The organism is Micromonospora sp. NPDC005413 (genome assembly GCF_040606435.1).
Classification (GTDB): domain Bacteria; phylum Actinomycetota; class Actinomycetes; order Mycobacteriales; family Micromonosporaceae; genus Micromonospora.
Map to the genome: position 1 here is coordinate 36,873 of NZ_JBEXEV010000002.1, position 19,680 is coordinate 56,552.

The 19,680-nt window shown below is 71.2% G+C and carries 15 protein-coding genes; 7 read left to right on the top strand and 8 right to left on the bottom strand.

The features are described from left to right. The first annotated feature begins 76 nt into the window (after positions 1 to 76). Positions 77 to 1,666 (top strand): DUF6194 family protein, encoded by a 1,590-nt coding sequence (locus ABZS37_RS02915; protein WP_355165117.1) that lies wholly within the window; start codon positions 77 to 79, stop codon positions 1,664 to 1,666. Positions 1,667 to 1,708: 42 nt separating this feature from the next. On the opposite strand, the gene ABZS37_RS02920 is transcribed toward ABZS37_RS02915, so the two are convergent. After that, a complete protein-coding gene (locus ABZS37_RS02920) occupies positions 1,709 to 2,245 on the bottom strand; it encodes an HNH endonuclease (protein ID WP_355165118.1) in 537 nt (178 codons plus the stop codon). Positions 2,246 to 2,510: 265 nt separating this feature from the next. Between ABZS37_RS02920 and ABZS37_RS02925 the strand changes: the two genes are divergently transcribed. From ABZS37_RS02925 to ABZS37_RS02935, 3 genes are all read left to right on the top strand, one after another. Further along, on the top strand, positions 2,511 to 3,569 hold the full coding sequence (locus tag ABZS37_RS02925) for a mechanosensitive ion channel family protein (protein ID WP_355165119.1): 1,059 nt from the start codon (positions 2,511 to 2,513) through the stop codon (positions 3,567 to 3,569). Between the two features lie 234 nt (positions 3,570 to 3,803). After that, complete coding sequence (locus ABZS37_RS02930) at positions 3,804 to 5,186, top strand: MFS transporter (protein WP_355165120.1); 1,383 nt, start codon at positions 3,804 to 3,806, stop codon at positions 5,184 to 5,186. 148 nt (positions 5,187 to 5,334) lie between these two features. Continuing rightward, positions 5,335 to 5,715, top strand: coding sequence for a globin (locus tag ABZS37_RS02935; RefSeq protein ID WP_355165121.1), 381 nt, complete (start codon positions 5,335 to 5,337; stop codon positions 5,713 to 5,715). Positions 5,716 to 5,737: 22 nt separating this feature from the next. On the opposite strand, the gene ABZS37_RS02940 is transcribed toward ABZS37_RS02935, so the two are convergent. The 4 genes from ABZS37_RS02940 to ettA form a co-directional block, all read right to left on the bottom strand. After that, the gene (locus ABZS37_RS02940) at positions 5,738 to 6,325 is read right to left on the bottom strand and encodes a YbjN domain-containing protein (RefSeq protein WP_354996136.1); all 588 of its coding nucleotides are present in this window, start codon (positions 6,323 to 6,325) and stop codon (positions 5,738 to 5,740) included. A gap of 131 nt (positions 6,326 to 6,456) precedes the next feature. Further along, a complete protein-coding gene (locus ABZS37_RS02945) occupies positions 6,457 to 7,194 on the bottom strand; it encodes a hypothetical protein (RefSeq protein WP_355165122.1) in 738 nt (245 codons plus the stop codon). Then, entirely contained in the window at positions 7,191 to 7,637 is a 447-nt protein-coding gene (locus tag ABZS37_RS02950; RefSeq protein ID WP_354996138.1) for a thioesterase family protein, read from the bottom strand. Before ABZS37_RS02950 ends, ABZS37_RS02945 begins: the two co-directional genes overlap by 4 nt. A gap of 12 nt (positions 7,638 to 7,649) precedes the next feature. Then, on the bottom strand, positions 7,650 to 9,326 hold the full coding sequence (gene ettA, locus ABZS37_RS02955; RefSeq protein WP_355165849.1) for an energy-dependent translational throttle protein EttA: 1,677 nt from the start codon (positions 9,324 to 9,326) through the stop codon (positions 7,650 to 7,652). A 373-nt stretch (positions 9,327 to 9,699) separates the two neighbouring features. Here ettA and ABZS37_RS02960 point away from each other — a divergent pair, with 373 nt between their 5' ends. After that, positions 9,700 to 11,100, top strand: a complete 1,401-nt coding sequence (locus ABZS37_RS02960) for a trehalose-6-phosphate synthase (protein ID WP_355165123.1) — start codon at positions 9,700 to 9,702, stop codon at positions 11,098 to 11,100. A 41-nt stretch (positions 11,101 to 11,141) separates the two neighbouring features. Then, positions 11,142 to 13,703, top strand: a complete 2,562-nt coding sequence (gene otsB, locus ABZS37_RS02965; protein ID WP_355165851.1) for a trehalose-phosphatase — start codon at positions 11,142 to 11,144, stop codon at positions 13,701 to 13,703. 274 nt (positions 13,704 to 13,977) lie between these two features. On the opposite strand, the gene cobA is transcribed toward otsB, so the two are convergent. The 3 genes from cobA to cobC are packed head-to-tail and all read right to left on the bottom strand — an operon-like array spanning position 13,978 to position 17,424. Then, entirely contained in the window at positions 13,978 to 15,195 is a 1,218-nt protein-coding gene (gene cobA, locus ABZS37_RS02970; protein ID WP_355165124.1) for a uroporphyrinogen-III C-methyltransferase, read from the bottom strand. Between the two features lie 40 nt (positions 15,196 to 15,235). Then, entirely contained in the window at positions 15,236 to 16,321 is a 1,086-nt protein-coding gene (cobT, locus tag ABZS37_RS02975; RefSeq protein ID WP_355165853.1) for a nicotinate-nucleotide--dimethylbenzimidazole phosphoribosyltransferase, read from the bottom strand. Further along, positions 16,321 to 17,424 carry an Rv2231c family pyridoxal phosphate-dependent protein CobC gene (gene cobC, locus ABZS37_RS02980; RefSeq protein ID WP_355165125.1) on the bottom strand — a complete coding sequence of 368 codons (1,104 nt, stop codon included), beginning with the start codon at positions 17,422 to 17,424 and terminating at the stop codon, positions 16,321 to 16,323. Before cobC ends, cobT begins: the two co-directional genes overlap by 1 nt. A 121-nt stretch (positions 17,425 to 17,545) precedes the next feature. On the opposite strand from cobC, the gene ABZS37_RS02985 reads away from it, so the two are divergent. Next, positions 17,546 to 19,675 carry a transglycosylase domain-containing protein gene (locus tag ABZS37_RS02985; RefSeq protein ID WP_355165126.1) on the top strand — a complete coding sequence of 710 codons (2,130 nt, stop codon included), beginning with the start codon at positions 17,546 to 17,548 and terminating at the stop codon, positions 19,673 to 19,675. Positions 19,676 to 19,680 lie beyond the last annotated feature (5 nt).

The following is a 19,680-nucleotide window of genomic DNA, read 5'->3' on the forward strand; positions in this document are numbered from 1 at the left end:
TTGAGGGTTTCGAGGCTGTCACCGCACTCCATCGCTCGAAAGTTTCAACCGCTGGTTCAACGATACGGTTTATGGAATGCTGCCTTTTCTCGACCTGCTCGCGCTATCGCCTGCCGTGCTCGCGTTCGGCGAACCAACGCATGGTGAGTCCGCCTTTCTTCAGATCCGCAACGACGCCTTCATGTCGCTGACGGAGCACGGCTACCGGTCGATCGCACTGGAAAGTGACCGGGCGGCGGGACTGGTCGCCGACGAGTTCGTGCAAGGCGCCGCTGCCGTGACCCTCGACCGCGCGCTCGCCGACGGGTTCAGCCACGGGTTCGGCGCGCTCCCGGCCAACCGTGACCTACTGCTGCGGATGCGCGAGTGGAATGCCGGACGGCCGGTCGAGGAGCGCCTGACGTTCCACGGCTTCGACGCCCCACTGGAGATGGAGAGCGCCCCGAGCCCGCGGCGCTACCTCACTCGGGTCTGTCACTTCCTCGGCCTCGACCGGTCGGCGGAGATCGACGACCTGATCGGGGACCAGGCCCGGTGGAGCGACACGGCGGCGATCTGGGAACCGGGCCGGTCAGTCGGGCGCTCGACCGACGCCCAGCGACTGCGGGTGATCGCCGACGACCTGCTGACCGAGTTGTACCTACAGGCACACCGGCGGCCCGAGGGCTGGCGGGCGGCGTTCGTGCACGCCACGTCAGCGGTCGCGTTGCTGCGCTACCACGCCGCGGCCGCCGCACCACTGGCGCAGCAGGAACGCTTCGCCCGCCTGGCCGGGGTCCGGGACGCGCTGATGGCGGAAAACCTGCTCGCGATCCGGGCGGCCGAGGCACACCGCGGACCCACGCTGGTCTTCGCGCACAACACGCACCTCCAGCGCCACCCGAGCACGATGACGATGGACGGAACGGATCTGTCGTGGGCCGGCGCCGGCGCGATCATCGCGTCGCTGCTGGGTGACCGGTACGCGGTTGTTGCCGGCAGCCTCGGCGCAAGCCCCGCGCTGGGCATCGGGGCACCCGCCGCGTCGACCTACGAAGGCAGACTCCAGCAGAAGACCAGCCTTCCCGGGTACGTCCGAGCGTCCGACATCGGCCCGGCCGAAGTGAGAGCGCACGACTACCGCTACTTCCCGCTGAATCAGGCCACCATCGAACACGCCGACGCGGTGCTGCACATCCCGACCGGCGTCGACCCGGCTGTGCTCGCCGACCGGATCCTCGCGCTGCCCGGCGTCGAGCAGGTGGTGGCGAGCGAGGAGAACGGAGCACCGGAGGGGGCCTGGGGCGACCGGTTCTTCCACCTCGGCCCGGACCGCCGCCAGCCGTTCGCCACCATCGTCGAGCACGACGTGCCCGGCTTCGACGAGGCCTCACAGCTTGACCGACCCGGTGTCTTCCGCCTCAACCTGGACCTGGGTCGAGCCGAGTTCGAGAGGCTGTTCGGCTTCCCGCCCAAGGCGTTCGAGGACCACCGGGACGCGTTCGACTTCGCCCGGCTGGACACTCTCGTGCCGCACCCGGGCTACGCGTTGTACGGCTTCGGCAGCATCGTCATGCCCGGCCCGCAGATGCTGCCCGAGATCGACCGGCTACTCGCGATCGCTCACGGCCGAGCGGTCGACCGCCACGAGCGCGCCGCGCGTCGGGCAGGTGACCAGCAGGGATGAACCCGGCGCACCCAGCGACGGCGCCTGGCGACGTCGTACGAATCAGGCGGCTGCCTCGGGCTCGCGCAGGTCCAGCCAGTCGGCCCAACGCGGGTCGGGGGCGCGGTGCCCGAGCACCCGCCAGGCGGTACCCTTCGGCGCGGCCGGCATCGCGTGCAACCGCCACCCCATCTCGGCCGGGGTCTTGTCACCCTTGGTGTGGTTGCACCGGGCGCACGCGGCGACCACGTTCTCCCAGGCGTGCCGGCCACCCCGGCTACGCGGAAAGACGTGGTCGATGGTCTCGGCCGGCCCCCGGCAGTAGGCGCACCGCCACCCGTCCCGGGCGAAGATCGCCCGCCGGGACAGCCCGACGTGCGTTCGGTAGGGCACCCGGACGAAGCGGGTCAACCGCACCACGGATGGCACCGGGAGGGCGTCCCGGGCACTGTGCAGAATGCCGTCACCATCGGCGACGCAGACCGCCTTGGCGGAGAGAACGAGGATCGCGGCACGGCGCACCGACACGACACACAGCGGCTCGTAGGTGGCGTTGAGGACCAACGCGCCGGAGCCCACCGTGGGTCGTATGTCAGGCATCGCGATCACCCTCCCGGTTCAGCGGCTGCTGCGGACCGCCGTCGACCGGGGCCGGACACGACGGCCCACACGGTCGACGCCGGCCGATCACCGACGTCCGTTGCGCCAATAGTCCCTGATCGGACCCCGGATTGCACGTACTAATCCGGGGTCGGGCATGAAGCTCTTTCCCGCACCTGTCACGATGGCCGGTTCGCCCCGTTCGGGCCATGCCCTCGGCGGCAGGTCACCCGGCCGGTGGGTCGGCGGCGGGCGCTCGGGCTCCTTGCGGTACGAAGACAGGGTGAGTGCCGCCAGCGTGACGCCCCTAGCCCTGTCCGACGCCGTATCGGTGAACTGTCAGGGCAGTTCCTCCTGCGAGTTCGTGTACCGCCTGACCAACTCAGCCTGGTTCGCGGAGGGCAGCTACTGGATCCTGCTCAAGCCACTGCGGGTGCTGCTGATCGTGGCGCTGGCGATGCTGGCCCGCTGGGCGATGCACCGGACGATCGACCGGCTGGTCCGGACGACCACCGACAGCGCGGTGCCGACGATGCTGCGGCCGCTGCGCGAACGGATCCCCACCGCCGCGGTCGACCCCGCCGAGTTCGTGCCCGAGCGACGCCGGCAGCGGGCCGAGGCGATCGGTTCCGTGCTGCGCAGCCTGACCACCGCGTTCGTCTTCGGCATCGCACTGCTGATGATCCTGCGCGAGTTCAGCTTCGACCTGGCTCCGTTGCTGGCGAGCGCGGGCATCGCCGGCGTCGCGCTGGGCTTCGGCGCGCAGAGCCTGGTCAAGGACCTGATCGCCGGCCTCTTCATGCTGATAGAGGACCAGTACGGTGTGGGCGACAACGTCGACCTGGGCGAGGCGATGGGCGTGGTCGAGTCGGTCGGGCTACGGGTAACCACCGTGCGCGACGGTCGCGGAGTGCTCTGGTACATCCGCAACGGCGAGATCATCCGGGTGGGCAACAAGAGCCAGGGCTGGGCCCTCGTGGTGGTGGACCTGCCGATCGGTTTCAGCAGTACCGAGGAGGCCACCGCCGTCCTGCGGACCGCTGCCGCCTCGATCGCGATGGACCCGGAGCTGTCGCCGGAGATCGTGGAGGCGCCGGAGGTGCTGGGCGTCGAGCAGATGACGGTGGACGGGGCGGTGATCCGCACGGTGGTGAAGACGACCGCCGACGGGCAGTTCGCGGTGGGTCGAGAGCTGCGCCGACGGCTCGCGGAGGCGCTGGAGAACTCGGGAATCACCGCCCAGATCGCCGCCGCACGCATCTATCCCGGGCTGCCGACCCGGCCGTTGCCCGACGGTGAGACTGGTCAGGGCGGGGCCACCTGACCCAAGCGACACTGTCCTCCAATTCAGGGGTCGCGAGCCGCCCGGCCCCTCAGGTATCGTCCGTTCGTTCAGTCGGGGAAGCGACGAACGATCCGTTCGCCCTAGCTAGTTGTCAGACGATCGGGCAGAATTCGGAGCACGCGTTCCCGCCGGAGCGTGATCACATCCTCGCTGATCCGTAGATCTGACGAGTGCTTCCGGCCGGGCTGCCACGAGCGGCCGGTCCGGGGGCCCATGGAGGCGACGGTGCCCGACGAGCGACCTTCCGCGGAAGGCCCCGCCACATTCCGCGAGGTGTTCGCACAGCACGAGTTCCGGGCCGTGTTCGTGGCCGGCGCTCTCTCCTGGGTCGGCGACTATGTCGCGAAGGCCGCCGTCACCCTGCTCGTCTACCAGCAGACCAAGTCCGTCGCGCTCTCCGCGGCGGCCTTCGCGGTCAGTTTCCTGCCGTGGCTGCTCGGCGGTCCCGTGCTCGCCGCACTCGCGGAGCGGTACCCGTACCGACGGGTGATGGTCGCGTGTGACCTCATCCGGATGGCGTTGATGCTGCTCATCGCCATCCCGAACCTGCCCTACCAGGCGGTGTTGGTGCTCATCTTCGCCGCCACGCTGGCCAACCCGCCGAGCCAGGCCGCGAAGTCGGCGCTGATGCCACAGTTGCTCACCGGTGACCGGCTGGTGCTCGGGCTGTCGTTGAACAGCAGCGTCGGGCAGGCCGCCCAGGTCGTCGGGTACGTGTTCGGCGCCGCCGTCGCCTCGATCGACCCGGTGGCCGCGTTGCTGTTCAACGCGGCCACGTTCGGCTTCTCGGCGCTGCTGGTCCGCCTCGGCGTGCGGGACCGCCCGGCGTCGATGACCCCGGCGCACCGCAGCCACCTGCTGCGGGAGACGCACCAGGGGTTCGCGATCGTGTACCGCACACCCGTGTTGCGGGCGATCGCGGTGCTGGTGTTCAGCGCCATGCTCTTCTCGATCGTCCCCGAGGGGCTGGCGGCTGCCTGGGCCAACGAGGATGCCAAGGGTGACCTGAGCGCGGGCGCGGCCCAAGCGGTGATCATGGTGGCCAACCCGGTCGGCTTCATCCTCGGCGGGTTACTGGTGAGCCGGCTGTTCGGGCCAGCCCGCCGGCTGAAGCTGATGCGGCCGCTCGCGGTGCTCGCCCCACTGGTGCTGGTGCCGGCGCTGCTCGACCCGCCACCGCTGGTGGTGGCACTACTGGCCGCACTCTGCGGGTTCGCGGTCGCCGGCATGCTGCCGATGGCCAACGGGCTGTTCGTCCAGGCGCTGCCCAACGGCTTCCGCGCCCGCGCCTTTGGCGTGATGGCGACCGGGGTTCAGGTCATTCAGGGTTTCGCGGTCCTGGTCACCGGGTTGCTCGCCGAGCGGTTCCCCATCCCGGTGGTGGTCGGGGTGTGGAGCGCCGCCGGTGTGGTGCTGATGACGGTGGCCACGCTGCGCTGGCCCGATCGGCAGACGGTGGACGCCGCGATCGCGGCGGCCTCGGCGGCCAACGCCGAGCCGCCTCCCAACCCGGACGGTCCCGCCAGCGGCGGCACGACGGCGGGCCCCCCCGAGCCGCGTACCGGCGACGGCCACCGCCGGCACGTGGTCACCTGACCCGTTCCGCCGACGCCGACACGAGCGGGCCGGGCGCGTCGACCCGGCGTGATCCGACGCACGGTGTGCGGGTCGGGCCGGCACGGAGCGCACCTGGCAGGATGGAACGGTGAACCCCGCAGGTGAATCCGACCGTCCCGGTGCGTCGATGACCCTCTTCGAAGCGGTCGGCGGCGAACCCACCTTCCGCAAGCTGGTGGACGAGTTCTACGTTGGCGTTGCCAGCGATCCCCTGCTGCGCCCGATGTACCCGGAAGAGGACCTGGGCCCGGCCGCGGACCGGATGACCCTGTTCCTGATGCAGTACTGGGGCGGCCCCAACACGTACTCCGCCCAGCGGGGCCACCCGCGGCTGCGGATGCGGCATGCGCCCTTCCGGATCGGCGCGGCCGAGCGGGACGCCTGGCTGCGGAACATGCGCCGCGCCGTGGACCGACTCGACCTGGAGCCGGAGATCGCCGACACACTCTGGGACTACCTGGAGCGGGCCGCGCACTTCATGGTCAACGTCGAGGACGACCCGGCCTGACCTGCCCGGTCCACGGCCGGTGTCAGAGCAGCGCGCCCTCGTCGTGCAGCCAGTCCACGAAGCTGGTGGCGACCGCCGCGCCGCAGTCGAGCATCTCGACCAACAGCGCGTCGTGTGTGCCGGCACCGAGCGGCACCTGGAGCTCGGCGTAGATCGGTAGCTGGCCGCGCTCGGTCGGGTCGCCGATGTACGCCTTGCAGAACCGGCGGGTGTGGTTCCACTCGTTGACCACCCGGTAGGCCCGGTCGGCCCAGTCCGGCGGCACCGTGGCGTGCGGACGGGCCCGCATCACCAGGATCTCGTCCTCCGGCCCCTCGAGGGTGACCAGCACGGCGTGCCGCTCCCACATGGCCAGCAGGTTGCCGTCGCCATCGGCCAGGTAGCGCACGTCGAGCAGATCGAGTGCGTCGCAGACCCGGCGCAGGCTCACCGGCTCGATGGTGGCCGGCATCTCGGTCAGCACGGGCCGCTCGTTGGACGGGCAGTCGTCCCCCGGCTGGCGAGGGTTGGGCGGTCCGACCCGGACCGCGCTCTCCACTGTGATCCCGCTTCGGGTTTCCGGATCGCCGCCGCCGTCGGCGGGACCGGGGCGCCATGACCACCACGGCATCGCTCGCGCACCTCACTCCCCAGCGGATCCAGTCGCCTACGGTGCGTTGGATCCGAGGATGGACGGTACCCGGACAGCCGTGTTGAAGCATCCCCCCAACGACCGCCCCAGCCCAGAAGAATGAGCAGGGGTCATCCGTTCGGACGAGGGCCCAAGGGTGTCACGGCAAGATCCGTGGCCTTCTGCGACCATGCCGCTCCGTATGGTCCCACCAGGCCGACCCAACGACCGGCCACCCGCACCTGAACGGCGGGCTCATGGTGGCCGGCGGCCGGGCCGTCAGCGGCACCGAGGAAGCCCATCCGGACCAACCCCTGCACCAGCCGCTGCGACACCTCCACCGGCGGGGCGGGCGGCCCGTCCGGGGTGACCAGCACCGCCACGTGGTCGAGCAGCGCGTCGCGCAGCGCTCGCTGACCCACCGCGCGGCCGGCCACGCCGTGCTCGCTCGCCGTACGCAGGGTGCCCGCCGCCGCGTCCGCGATCCGTCGTAGCTCGGCGGCGGGCAGCGCCTCCACCTGCCGGCTGCGCACCGGCGGCAGCGGCCACCGCCACTGCGCGTCCCGACGCGTCGGCAGGGCCGCACCGCCACGCTCCAGCTCGGCCAGCAGCTCCGCGGCGGCCACCGTGACGTCCTCGGCGGCGCCGTCGGCCGGCCCGGCGGCCACCGTGCGGACCACCAGGACCTGCCACGGCAGCCGGGCCCAGAGAGCGACCCGGCCAGGGCCGCCGGCTGGCCGCAGCCGGACCGGCGCGACCGGATCCAGCCGCACCAGCCGGGCCAGGAAGGCACCCGCGTCCGCCACCCCGGTGACGCCGTGCGTCGACGCCGAGGCACGGCCAGGCTCCGCCGTGCCCGGCCGGGTCATGCCACGCCGCCCTGCGGTGCGTACGTGAGCAGGAACTCCCGCTCCTCGGCGGTGATCCGCCGGGGCACCTGGCGGGTCAGGTCGAACGGCACCAGCACCGAGCGGGCACGGCTGGCCAGCACCTCGCCGTCGTACAGCTCGTAGGCGACGGTGAACCGCGAGGCCTTGATCTCCTCCACCCACAGCTCGATCCGGACGGTGGGCGCGGCCTCGGCGGTGGCCCGACCCAGCGCGTAGTCGACCGGACGCAGGTAGTCGACCTCGTGCCGGCGGATCACCACCCCGTCGGCGAACGAGCCCACCCCCCAGGCCCGACCCCCGGCGAACATCAACGCCACCCGCGCCTCCTCGTACAGGGTGAGGAAGCGCGAGTTGTTGACGTGGCCGTACGCGTCCAGGTCGGACCAGCGCAGCGTGCAGTGGTAGACGAACCGGTCAGACACCTTCTCGGCCGCTCAGTCGCGGGTCAGCTTGCGGTAGGTCACCCGGTGCGGCCGGGCAGCCTCCGCGCCGAGGCGGTCGATCTTGTTCTTCTCGTACGCCTCGAAGTTGCCCTCGAACCAGAACCACTTGGCCGGGTCCTGGTCGTCGCCCTCCCAGGCCAGGATGTGCGTGGCGACGCGGTCCAGGAACATCCGGTCGTGCGAGATGACCACGGCGCAGCCGGGGAACTCCAGCAGCGCGTTCTCCAGGCTGGACAGCGTCTCCACGTCCAGGTCGTTCGTCGGCTCGTCGAGCAGGATGACGTTGCCGCCGATCTTCAGGGTCAGCGCCAGGTTGAGCCGGTTGCGCTCACCGCCGGAGAGCACCTTCGTCGGCTTCTGCTGGTCCGGCCCCTTGAAGCCGAACGCGGCGATGTACGCCCGCGACGGCATCTCGACCTTGCCCACCATCAGGTAGTCCAGCCCGTCGGAGACGACCTCCCAGACGGTCTTGTCGCCGTTGAGACCTTCGCGGTTCTGGTCGACGTACGACAGGGAGACGGTGGGGCCGACCCGGACGGCGCCGTCGGTCGGCTCCTCGAGCCCGACGATGGTCTTGAAAAGCGTGGTCTTGCCGACGCCGTTGGGGCCGATGATGCCGACGATGCCGTTGCGCGGCAGCGAGAACGACAGGTTGTCGATCAACAGCCGGTCGCCGAAGCCCTTGCTGAGCTTGTTCGCCTCGATCACCGTGCTGCCCAGGCGCGGGCCCGGCGGGATCTGGATCTCCTCGAAGTCGAGCTTGCGGGTCTTCTCCGCCTCGGTGGCCATCTCGTCGTACCGGTCCAGGCGGGCCTTGGACTTGGTCTGGCGGGCCTTGGCGTTGGAGCGGACCCACTCCAGTTCCTCGGTGAGCCGCTTCTTCATCTTGGCGTCGCGGCGCCCCTCGATGGCGAGCCGGGCGGCCTTCTTCTCCAGGTACGTCGAGTAGTTGCCCTCGTAGCCGATGGCGCGGCCGCGGTCCAGCTCCAGGATCCAGCCGGCCACCTTGTCGAGGAAGTACCGGTCGTGGGTGATCGCCATGACGGTGCCGGCGTACTTGGCGAGGTGCTGCTCCAGCCAGGAGACGCTCTCCGCGTCCAGGTGGTTGGTGGGCTCGTCGAGCAGCAGCAGGTCGGGCGCTTCCAGCAGCAGCTTGCAGAGCGCGACCCGGCGACGCTCACCACCGGAGAGCTGGGTCACGTCGGCGTCTGGCGGCGGGCAGCGCAGCGCGTCCATGGCCAGTTCGAGCTTGGAGTCGACGTCCCAGGCGTCGAGGTGGTCCAGCTCCTCCTGGAGCTTGCCCATCTCCTCCATCAGCTCGTCGGAGTAGTCGGTCGCCATCTGCTCGGCGATCTTGTTGAACCGCTCCAGCTTGGCCTTGGTCTCGGCAACCGCCTCCTCGACGTTGCCGAGCACGGTCTTGGTCTCGTTGAGCGGGGGCTCCTGGGCGAGCATGCCGACGGTGTAGCCGGGCATGAGCCGGGCCTCGCCGTTGCTCGGCTTGTCCAGCCCTGCCATGATCTTGAGGAGGCTGGACTTACCCGCGCCGTTTGGACCGAGCACACCGATCTTGGCCCCCGGCAGGAAGCTCAACGTGACGTTGTCGAGCACGACCTTGTCGCCGTGCGCCTTGCGCGCCTTTTCCAGGACGTAGATGTACTGGGCCACGGTGCGGGCTACCTCCGTCGGTTGCTGTCGCTGATCGGCGGCGCGGCGCGGGCTGCGAGGACCGCCCGCCGCCGCCGGCCGGGAGCCGGCCGCGCGCACGCCATCGTCAATCCTGACAGGTACGGCGCGCTTCGCCCACATCACCCCGCCCCAGGAGTACGCGGGCGAGCCGAACATGTGGCTCATTTCTCGCGGATGGTCGCGCCGGACGGCCGGGCGCACCGACCTCTGATCAGCGGTTGTCGACAAGATCACCTTCAGGATTTGGCGAGTACGTGGCGGGTAGGAGACTCCGGCACGGGGCACCAGGGGCCGCAGCTACGCTCAGTACGCTCATCGCGGTGGACCCGTCAGCACCCGGAGGTGGCCGATCGTGACCGTCCGTAGCTCCTTTGTCGTAGTGGCGAACCGTCTGCCGGTCGACGAGGTGAGCACACCCGAGGGACGGCAGTGGCGACGCAGCCCCGGCGGGCTGGTCACCGCGCTGCATCCCGTGCTCGCCGAACACCAGGGGACCTGGGTCGGCTGGGCCGGTGGCACCGGCGCAGCCCCCGAGCCGTTCGACCTGGAGGGGATCCGGCTGCACCCGGTCCCCCTCAGCGCCGAGGAACTGGAGCGCTACTACGAGGGCCAGTCCAACGCGACCATCTGGCCGCTCTACCACGACGCGGTGGAGACGCCGGCCTACAAGCGCCGCTGGCGGGAGGCGTACCGCCTCGTCAACGCGCGGTTCGCGGAGGCCGCGGCGGACGTCGCGGCCGAGGGCGCGACGGTCTGGGTGCAGGACTACCAGCTCCAGTTGGTGCCGGCGATGCTCCGTGAGCTGCGCCCGGACCTACGGATCGGGTTCTTCCTGCACATCCCGTTCCCGCCGATCGAGCTGTTCATGCAGATGCCGTTCCGCACCGAACTGCTGCGCGGCCTGCTCGGCGCCGACCTGGTCGGTTTCCAGCAGCGGCTGGCCGCGCAGAATTTCGTGCGGCTGGCCCGGCACCTGCTCGGGCTGCGCTACGAGGGGCAGATGATCCAGGTTGACGGTCGGCAGGTGAAGGCGGGCGCCTTCCCCATCTCGATCGACACCCAGGAGATGGAGCGGATGGCCGCCGACCCGGCGATCCAGGCCCGGGCCAAGCAGATCCGCGCCGAGCTGGGCGACCCGAAGACGATAATCCTGGGCGTGGACCGGCTGGATTACACCAAGGGCATCGAGTTGCGACTCAAGGCCTTCCGCGAACTGTTGGCTGACGGAAAGTTGACAGTTCCCGACGCGGTTATGGTGCAGGTGGCCACACCGAGCCGGGAGCGCGTCGAGCACTACCAGGCACTTCGGGTCAAGGTAGAGCGCGAGGTTGGCCGGATTAATGGCGAATTCGGCAGAGTCGGCGTGCCGGCCGTGCATTACCTGCATCAGTCGTACAGTCGCAGTGAGCTGGCCGCGATGTACGTTGCTGCCGACGTGATGATGGTGACCCCGCTGCGAGACGGAATGAATCTGGTGGCAAAGGAGTACGTCGCATCGCGCGCCGACCAGGGTGGCGCGCTCGTGCTCAGTGAATTCGCCGGCGCCGCCACCGAGCTTCGCCAGGCCTTTTTGTGTAACCCGCACGACCCGGACGCGGTCAAGGACGCCCTCCTCCGGGCAGTGCACGTGGAGAAAACCGAGGCACGCCGCCGGATGCGGACAATGCAACGTCACCTGCGTACCCACGACGTGGGCCACTGGGCCAAGTCTTTCCTCTCCGAGCTCGGAGTTTCGGAGGCGGAGGCCGAGTGAACACGCCCGTCAACAATGGGGCGGCAAACGCAACCGGGGTGATGGACCCCGAGCTGCGCTCCGCCATCGGCCGGATCGCCCGGGTCCCCCAGCTCCTGATCGCCTGTGACTATGACGGCACGCTGGCGCCGATCGTGGAGGACCCGAGCACGGCCGTTCCGCTGCCCGAGTCGGTGGCGGCGGTCCGCGCGCTCGCCGCGCTGCCGCAGACCACCGTGGCGGTGGTCTCGGGCCGGGCGCTGCGCGACCTGGCCGCACTCTCCCGGCTGCCCAGCGAGGTGCACCTCGTCGGCAGCCACGGCTCCGAGTTCGACATCGGCTTCGTCGAGCGGCTCTCCCCCGAGCTGGTCGCGGTGCGCACCCAGGTCCGAAACGCGCTGCGCGAGATCGCCGCCGAGCACCCGGGCATCCGGCTGGAACGCAAGCCGGCCAGCGTCGCGATGCACACCCGCGGGGTCGACCCACAGGTGGCCGCCGCGGCCATCGAGGCGGTCCGCAACGGCCCGGCCACCTTCGACGGCGTCACGGTGACCCAGGGCAAGGAGGTCATCGAGCTTTCCGTCGTGGCCACCCACAAGGGCACAGCCGTCGACCAACTGCGCACCCAGCTCGCGTCCAGCGCGGTGTTGTTCATCGGCGACGACATCACCGACGAGAACGCGTTCGGCCACCTGCACGGTCCCGACCTCGGCATCAAGATCGGCCCCGGGGACACCCAGGCCGACTACCGGGTCGCCGACCCGCTGGAGGCCGCACGCGCGTTGGCGCTACTGCTGGAGACCCGACGGCACTGGTTGTTCGGCGAGCGGGCGGTGCCGATCGAGCGGCACTCCATGTTGGCCAACGGTCGTACGGTCGCTCTGCTCACCCCCGAGGCAAAGGTGAGCTGGCTCTGCCACCCCAAGCCGGACTCGGCGGCGATCTTCGCCGACCTGGTCGGTGGCAGCCCCGCCGGTCACTTCAGCGTCGCCCCGGAACGCGGCGGCATCCCGCTGGGCCAGCGCTACCGCTCCGGCACGATGACCGTGGAGACCCGGTGGTCCGGGCTCACCGTCACCGACTGGCTGGACAAGCCGGCCCGGGAGACCACCCCGGAAGGCCCGACCGTCGTCACCGGCGACTCGACCCTGATCCGGGTGCTCACCGGCAGCGGCAAGGCCCGGGTGGAGTTCGCGCCGAGGCCCGAGTTCGGTCAGGTCGCCGTGCAGTTGCAGCCGCTCGGCGACGGCCTGTTGGTGCTCGGCTCCAACGAGCCGATCGCGCTCTACTCTCCCGGTCTGGAGTGGGAGGTCGGCAACGACGGCGGGTACGAGACCGCCAAGGCGATCGTCGACCTCTCCGCCGCCGGCGGGCAGGTCGTGCTGGAGCTGCGCTTCGGCACGCACAGCCTGGAGCACCACCGGGTGCCGATCCACGAGCGGCAGGCCGCCGCCGAGCAGCCGTGGAAGGACTGGGTGGCCTCGCTACGGCTGCCGTCCACCGCCCGTGACCTGGTCGCCCGCAGTGCGCTCACCCTGCGCGGGCTCTGTCACGAGGCCACCGGCTCGATCCTGGCCGCGGCGACCACCTCGCTCCCCGAGGAGCTGGGCGGCGTCCGCAACTGGGACTACCGCTACTGCTGGCTGCGCGACGCGGCGCTGACCGCCCGCTCGCTGGTCGACCTCGGCTCCATCGAGGAGGCCGAGGCGCTGCTGCGCTGGGTGGACGGCTGCATCGAGCGCACCGGCGGCCACCCGGAGCGACTGCACCCGCTCTACACGATCGACGGCTACGAGCTGGGCGCCGAGGCGGTCATCGACACGCTGCCCGGGTACGCCGGCTCCCGGCCGGTCCGCGTCGGCAACCTCGCCAACCACCAGCTGCAGTTGGACGTCTTCGGCCCGATCGCCGACCTGATCGCGGCCGTCGCCGACGCTCGCGGCTCCGTCCGCGACGACGAGTGGCGGGTCCTGGACAACATGGTCGAGGCGGTCCGGCGGCGCTGGCACGAGCCCGACCACGGCATCTGGGAGGCCCGGCTGCCACCTCGGCACCACGTCTTCTCCAAGGTGATGTGCTGGATGACCGTCGACCGGGCGCTGCACGTGATGCGCGAGCACGGCGGCGAGGACCGGCCCGAGTGGAAGGACCTGCGCGACCGGATCGGCGCCAACGTGCTGGAGCACGGCTGGCACGAAGACGTCGAGGCGTACAGCGTCGCGTACGGCGACGAGGACATGGACGCCTCGTCGCTCTGGATCGGGCTCTCCGGCCTGCTCCCGGGTGACGACCCGCGCTTCCTGTCCACCGTCCTTCGCATCGAAGCGGACCTGCGCAGCGGCCCGGTCGTCTACCGGTACCACTGGGACGACGGCCTGCCCGGCCGTGAGGGCGGTTTCCACATCTGCACGGCGTGGCTGATCGAGGCGTACCTGCGCACCGGCCGCCGCACCGACGCCGAGGAACTGTTCGCGCAGATGGTGCTCACCGCCGGCCCGACCGGGCTGCTCCCCGAGCAGTACGACCCGCTCGCCGAGCGCGGCCTGGGCAACCACCCGCAGGCCTACAGCCACCTCGGTCTGATCCGCTGCGCCCTGCTGCTGGACAACATGCTCAAGCAGTAGTCGACCGCTCGTACGACGACGGGGCCGGAGCGCTTGCGCTCCGGCCCCGTCAGTCGATCCAGCCCCGTCAGTCGGTGGCCGCACCGGCTGATACCGGTCACCCGAGCGCCACCGCCACCACCCTCGCCCTCCGCTTTGCTCTGCTTCACTCCACGCAACACAAACATGTTCGTCGTGTTGCGTGGGGTGAAGCAGAGCAAAGCGCGCCGGGGGACCATCCGATCCTCGTGCCGGCGGCGCCACCCAGGGCCGCGCTGGCCCGCACGCCGGGTCCTCAGCCGTCGAGCGCGCCCACCACGTCTCCCACCACGACGACGGCGGGCGGCCGCACGTCGGCCGTGAGTACGTCGTCGGCCACCGCGCCGAGCGTCGATCGCAGCACCCGCTGGGCGCCCGTCGTGGCCTCCTGGACGACGGCGGCTGGCGTCTCCGGCGGCCGGCCATGCGCCATGAGGGTGGCCGTGATGGCGGCGAGGTTCTTCAGCCCCATGAGGATCACCAGGGTGCCGCGCAGGCCCGCGAGGGCCTCCCAGCGCACCAGGGAGGCTGGCGAGTCGGGTGCCAGATGCCCGGAGACCACGGTGAACTCGTGCGCCACCGACCGGTGGGTGACCGGGATACCGGCCGCTGCGGGGGCGGCGATCGAGCTGGTCACCCCGGGGACCACGGTCACCGGCACACCGGCAGCCGCGCAGGCCAGCAGTTCCTCGCCGCCACGGCCGAAGACGTACGGATCGCCGCCCTTCAACCGGACCACGAAAGCGCCAGCCTGGGCACGGTCGACCAGGATCTGGTTGATCTCGTCCTGGGCCCGGGACGGGCCGTAGGGGATCTTCGAGGCGTCCACCAGCTCGACGTCGGGACGTAACTCGTCGAGGAGCAGCCCGGGCACCAGGCGGTCGGCGACGACCACGTCGGCCTCGGTGAGCAGGCGCCAGCCCTTCACGGTGATCAGTTCCGGGTCACCCGGCCCCGCCCCGACCAGCGCCACCCGCCCACCAGCGGTGTCAACGACGGGGCCGCCCAGCAGAGGGCCCTCCCGCGCGGCGAGGAGGTCGCGGATCGCGTCGCGGACGCTCATCGCACGGCGGGGGTCGCCGCCGCCGAGCACCGCCACGGTGACCGGGCCATGGCGGGTCACCGCCGGGGTCCAGGCCGTGGCGGCCGTCCGGTCGTCGGCCCGGACGCAGAAGATCCGCCGTTCGGCTGCGGCGACGCTGACCGACTCCGCTGCGGCCGGGTCGTCGATCGCCACCTGGACCAGCCACGCCCCGTCCAGATCCTCGGGCGCGAACCGACGCGGCACCCAGCGCAGTCGGCCGGCGTCGGCGCGGGCGCGCAGCGCCGGGGTCAGCTCCGGTGCCACCAGCAGGACGTCCGCACCGGCGTCCAGCAACGCGGGCACGCGCCGGGTGGCGACCGCACCACCGCCCACCACGACCACCCGCCGCCCGTCGAGCCGCAAACCGAGGGGGTACGGATTGGTGGTCACGCCGCACCACCGAGCCGGGCGGCTCGCTCGCTGCGCGTGGTCACTTCTCGGCCACACCGGCGGAGTCGAAGGTGGCAACCTCGTGCAGCACCCGGACCGCGCCGGTGACCACGGGCAACGCCAGCAGGGCACCGGTGCCCTCGCCGAGGCGCAGCCCCAGGTCGATCAGCGGGTCGAGGCCGAGGTGCCGCAGTGCCACCGTCGCGCCCGGCTCGGACGAACGGTGGCCGGCGACCATGGCGCAAACCGCGTCCGGGGCGAACGCGGCGGCGGCGAGCGCGGCCGAGACCGCGATCACGCCGTCCAGCAGCACGGGCGTGCGGCGGGCGGCGGCACCCAGGATCAGCCCGGCCAGGGCGGCATGCTCCAGGCCACCGACGGCGGCCAGGACACCCAGCGGGTCGACCGGGTCGGGCGCGTGTCGGGCCAGCGCGGCCCGCACCACCCCCACCTTGCGGGCGTACGTCGGGTCGTCGACCCCGGTGCCCCGGCCGGTGGCGTCGAGCGGGTCGGCACCGGTGAACGCGGCGATCAGCGTCGCGGCCGGGGTGGTGTTGCCGATGCCCATGTCACCGGTGAGCAGGATGCCGGCCCCGGCGTCGATCAGCTCGTCGGCGATCCGGATCCCCGTCTGCACCGCCGCCAGCGCCTCGTCCCGGGTGAGTGCGGCGGTCACCGCGAGGTCGCGGGTGCCCCGGCGGACGGACGCGACGACCAGTCGGGGCGCGGACGGGTCGAGGACGACCGCCTCGGCGGCGGGCTGAGCGGGCAGGGGGTTGGCCACACCGACGTCGACCACGGTGACCGAGGCGCCGGCCTGCCGGGCGAACGCGTTGACCACCGCCCCGCCGGCCAGGAAGTTGCCGATCATCTGCCCGGTGACCTCCTGCGGCCACGGGCTCACCCCCTGGGCGTGCACCCCGTGGTCACCGGCGAAGATCGCCACCGCGGCCGGCTCGGGCAGCGGTGGCGGGCACACCCCGGCCAGGCCCGCGAGGCGTACCGAAAGCTCCTCCAGCGCGCCCAGCGAGCCCGCCGGCTTGGTCAGCCGGCCGTGCAACTCCCGGGCGGCGGCCATGGCCGCTTCGTCCGCCGGTCGGATCGCCGCGATCGTGGTCTCCAGCATCATGCCTCCATGGTCTCGCGCAGCACCTCGATGAACGCGTCGGTGGTGTTACGGTCGCGCACCGCCACGCGCAGCCAGTCCGCGCCGAGGCCGGGAAACGTGTCGCCCCGGCGCACCGCCCAGCCCCGCTCGCGCAGGGCGGCCCGGATCGGGGTCGCGCCCGGCAGGTGCAGCAGGACGAATGCGCTGGCGGGGCGGCCGACGACGCGTACACCGGGCAGGTCGGCGAGGCGGGCGACCAGGTAGTCGCGGTCGGCGGCGAGGTCGGCGGCGATCGCGCGTTCGGCCTGGACCGCGACGGTGGTGGCGCAGGCCGACGCGGCGGCCAGCGCGGGCGTGGAGACGGCCCAGAGCGGCTGGACGGCGGCCAGCCGGGACAGCAGCTCCGGGGGGCCGAGCAGGTAGCCGATCCGTAGGCCGGCCAGGCCCCACGTCTTGGTGAGGCTGCGCACCACGAGCAGACCGGGTAGGTCGCGCCGCTCGGCCAGCGACTCCGGTTCGCCGGGGTGCCCGGGGGCGATGGTGGTGTCGGCGAACGCCTCGTCGACCACCAGCACCCGGCCGGGGCGGGCCAGCGCGGCCACCGTCTGCGCCTGGTGCAGCACCGAGGTCGGGTTCGTCGGGTTGCCGATCATCACCAGGTCGGCGTCGACAGGCACCCGGGACGGGTCGAGTCGGAAGTCGTCGGCGGGGTCCAGCAGCACCCGCTCCACCGAGTGTCCGGCGGCCCGCAGAGCCGCCTCCGGCTCGGTGAACTGGGGGTGCACCACGACCGGCCGGCGAATGCCCCGTAGCGCCTGGGCGATCAGCACGAAACCCTCGGCGGCGCCGGCAGTGAGCAGCACCTCGTTCGGGTGACGGCGGTGTCGGGCGGCGACCGCGGCCCGGGCCGGCGCCGGGTCCGGATAGTGGGCCAGATCGGTGAGGGTCTCTGCGATCGGGCCGGCCAACCAGGCGGGAGGCCGCGCCCGACGGACGTTGACGGCGAGGTCGATCAGGCCGTCGCCGACCTCCACGTCACCGTGGTGCGTCAGGTCTGGCTCGGGGGCAGCCGTCGGCTCGACCCCGGCCACCGGTGCCACCCCGCTCGACTGATCACACATGTCCGCGATCCTGCCGGGAAGGTGACCGGCGGGACAGTCGATCGCGGCGTAAGCCACGTCACCACCCGTCGGTTTAAGAGTTGTTCTCATGTACGAATCGGAAATGTCATAACTTGGCTACGTGAGCAAACGACCCCTTGCTACCGCTGGTCGACTCGTCCCTCTTCTCCGCGCCGGACTGATCGCCGGAATCGTGATCGCCGCCGCCGCGTACCCACTGGTCGCCCTCACCGGGCTTGGCGCGAAGGCCACCGCGCACGCCGTGGAGCAGAAGACCAGGGTGCTGACCACCGCCCTGCCCGCCGAGACCTCGTACCTCTACGCCCCGGACGGCAAGACCGTGCTGACCATGTTCTACGAGGAGTACCGGCAGTACACCAAGCTGTCGGACATGTCGCCGAACATCCAGCAGGCGATCGTCGCGGCCGAGGACTCCCGCTTCTACCAGCACCACGGCGTCGACCCGAAGGGCGTGGCCCGCGCCTTCGTGTCCAACGCCCGCTCCGGCGGCTCCCAGGGCGCCTCCACGCTGACCATGCAGTACGTCCGGATGGCCCTGCGGGACAGCGCGACCACGCCCAAGGAGGTCCAGGAAGCGACCCAGCAGACCAGCCTGCGCAAGGTCAAGGAAATGCGGATGGCGCTGGACCTGGAGAAGGAGATAAGCAAGGAACAGATCATGGAGCGCTACCTGAACTCGGCGTACTTCGGGCACCGGGCGTACGGCATCTACGCGGCCAGCGAGATCTTCTTCTCCAAGACCCCGAAGGACCTCACCCCGGTCGAGGCCGCCACCCTCGCCGGGCTGGTCAAGTCCCCGTCCGAGTACGACCCGGCCGACTCCGACCAGAAGGAGGCCACCGCGCGGCGCAACTACGTGCTGGACCGGATGAACCAGCTCGGCTACCTCTCCCCCGACTCGGCCGCCGCCGCCAAGTCCGAGCCGATCCGGCTGAAGCTGACGACCCCGCCGCACGACTGCGCCGCGGTGGCGGAGAAGTACAACAGCTGGGGCTTCGCCTGCGACTACCTGAAGAACTGGTGGAGTGCGCAACCCGCGTTCGGGGCGAACCGGCTGGAAAGGATGGACAAGCTGCGCCGCGGCGGCTACCGGATCGTGCTCAGCATCGATCCGAAAATCCAGGAGGCGGCGGAGAAGAACGTCGGCGCCAAGGAGGCAACCGGCAGCCCGTTCGCCAACGGGATCGTGGTCTCCGAGCCGGGCACCGGGCGGGTGAAGGCGATGGCGGTGAACCGGACGTACTCGCTGGACCTGAACGAGAACCCGCAGAGCTCCAACCCCGAGGCCGGGCCGAAGGTGAAGGCCAACTACCCGAACACGGTGGCGCCGCTGCTCGGCGGCGGTGACCTGGCGGGCTACCAGGCCGGGTCGACGTTCAAGATGTTCCCGATGCTGGCCGCGCTCGACTCGGGGATGACACTCTCGACGACGTTCAACGCCCCGTACCGCTACCAGTCGGCCGTCTACGACGGTTGGGCGCCCTCCAACGCCAGCGGCGCGATGACCGGCCAGCAGACCATGTGGTCCGGCTTCGGCAAGTCGGTCAACACGTACTTCGTGTGGCTGGAGGAGAAGGTCGGCGCGGAGCGGGCGGTACGGCTGGCGGAGCAGCTCGGGCTACGCTGGCGCACCGACGTGGACCGGGACCATGCCTCGCCCACGAAAGCGTCGAAGTGGGGCGCATTCACCCTGGGCGTCTCCGACGCCACCCCGCTGGAGATGGCGAACGCCTACGCCGCCGTCGCGGCCGACGGCCGCTACTGCGAGGCGATCCCGGTGCAGGCGATCATGAACCGGGACGGCACGCCGACCACGTACACCACCCCGGGCGGCATCCATCGTGAGGTGGCCAAGCCACGCTGCCGGCAGGTGGTCAGCGCGGACGCCGCTCGTGCGGCCACCGACGCGGCCCGCTGCCCAACCGGGGACACCCCGGCGCGCGGCAGTTGCGGCGGCTGGTCCACCGCCGACAGCGTCCGGGGTACGGTCGGGCGCCCAGTGGCCGGCAAGACCGGTACCACCGACAGCACCCGGTCCGCCTGGTTCGTCGGCTACACCCCGGAGTTGGCCGCGGCGAGCTTCATCTCCGACCCGGACAACCCGTTCAACGCGGTCGGTGACGGGCAGTCCCAGATCCCGATCGCCGCGGTCGCGGAAACCCTGCGCGACGGGCTGAAGGGCACACCGACCCGCCAGTTCACCCCGCCATCGGAGGCCATCGTCGGCTGACCCGG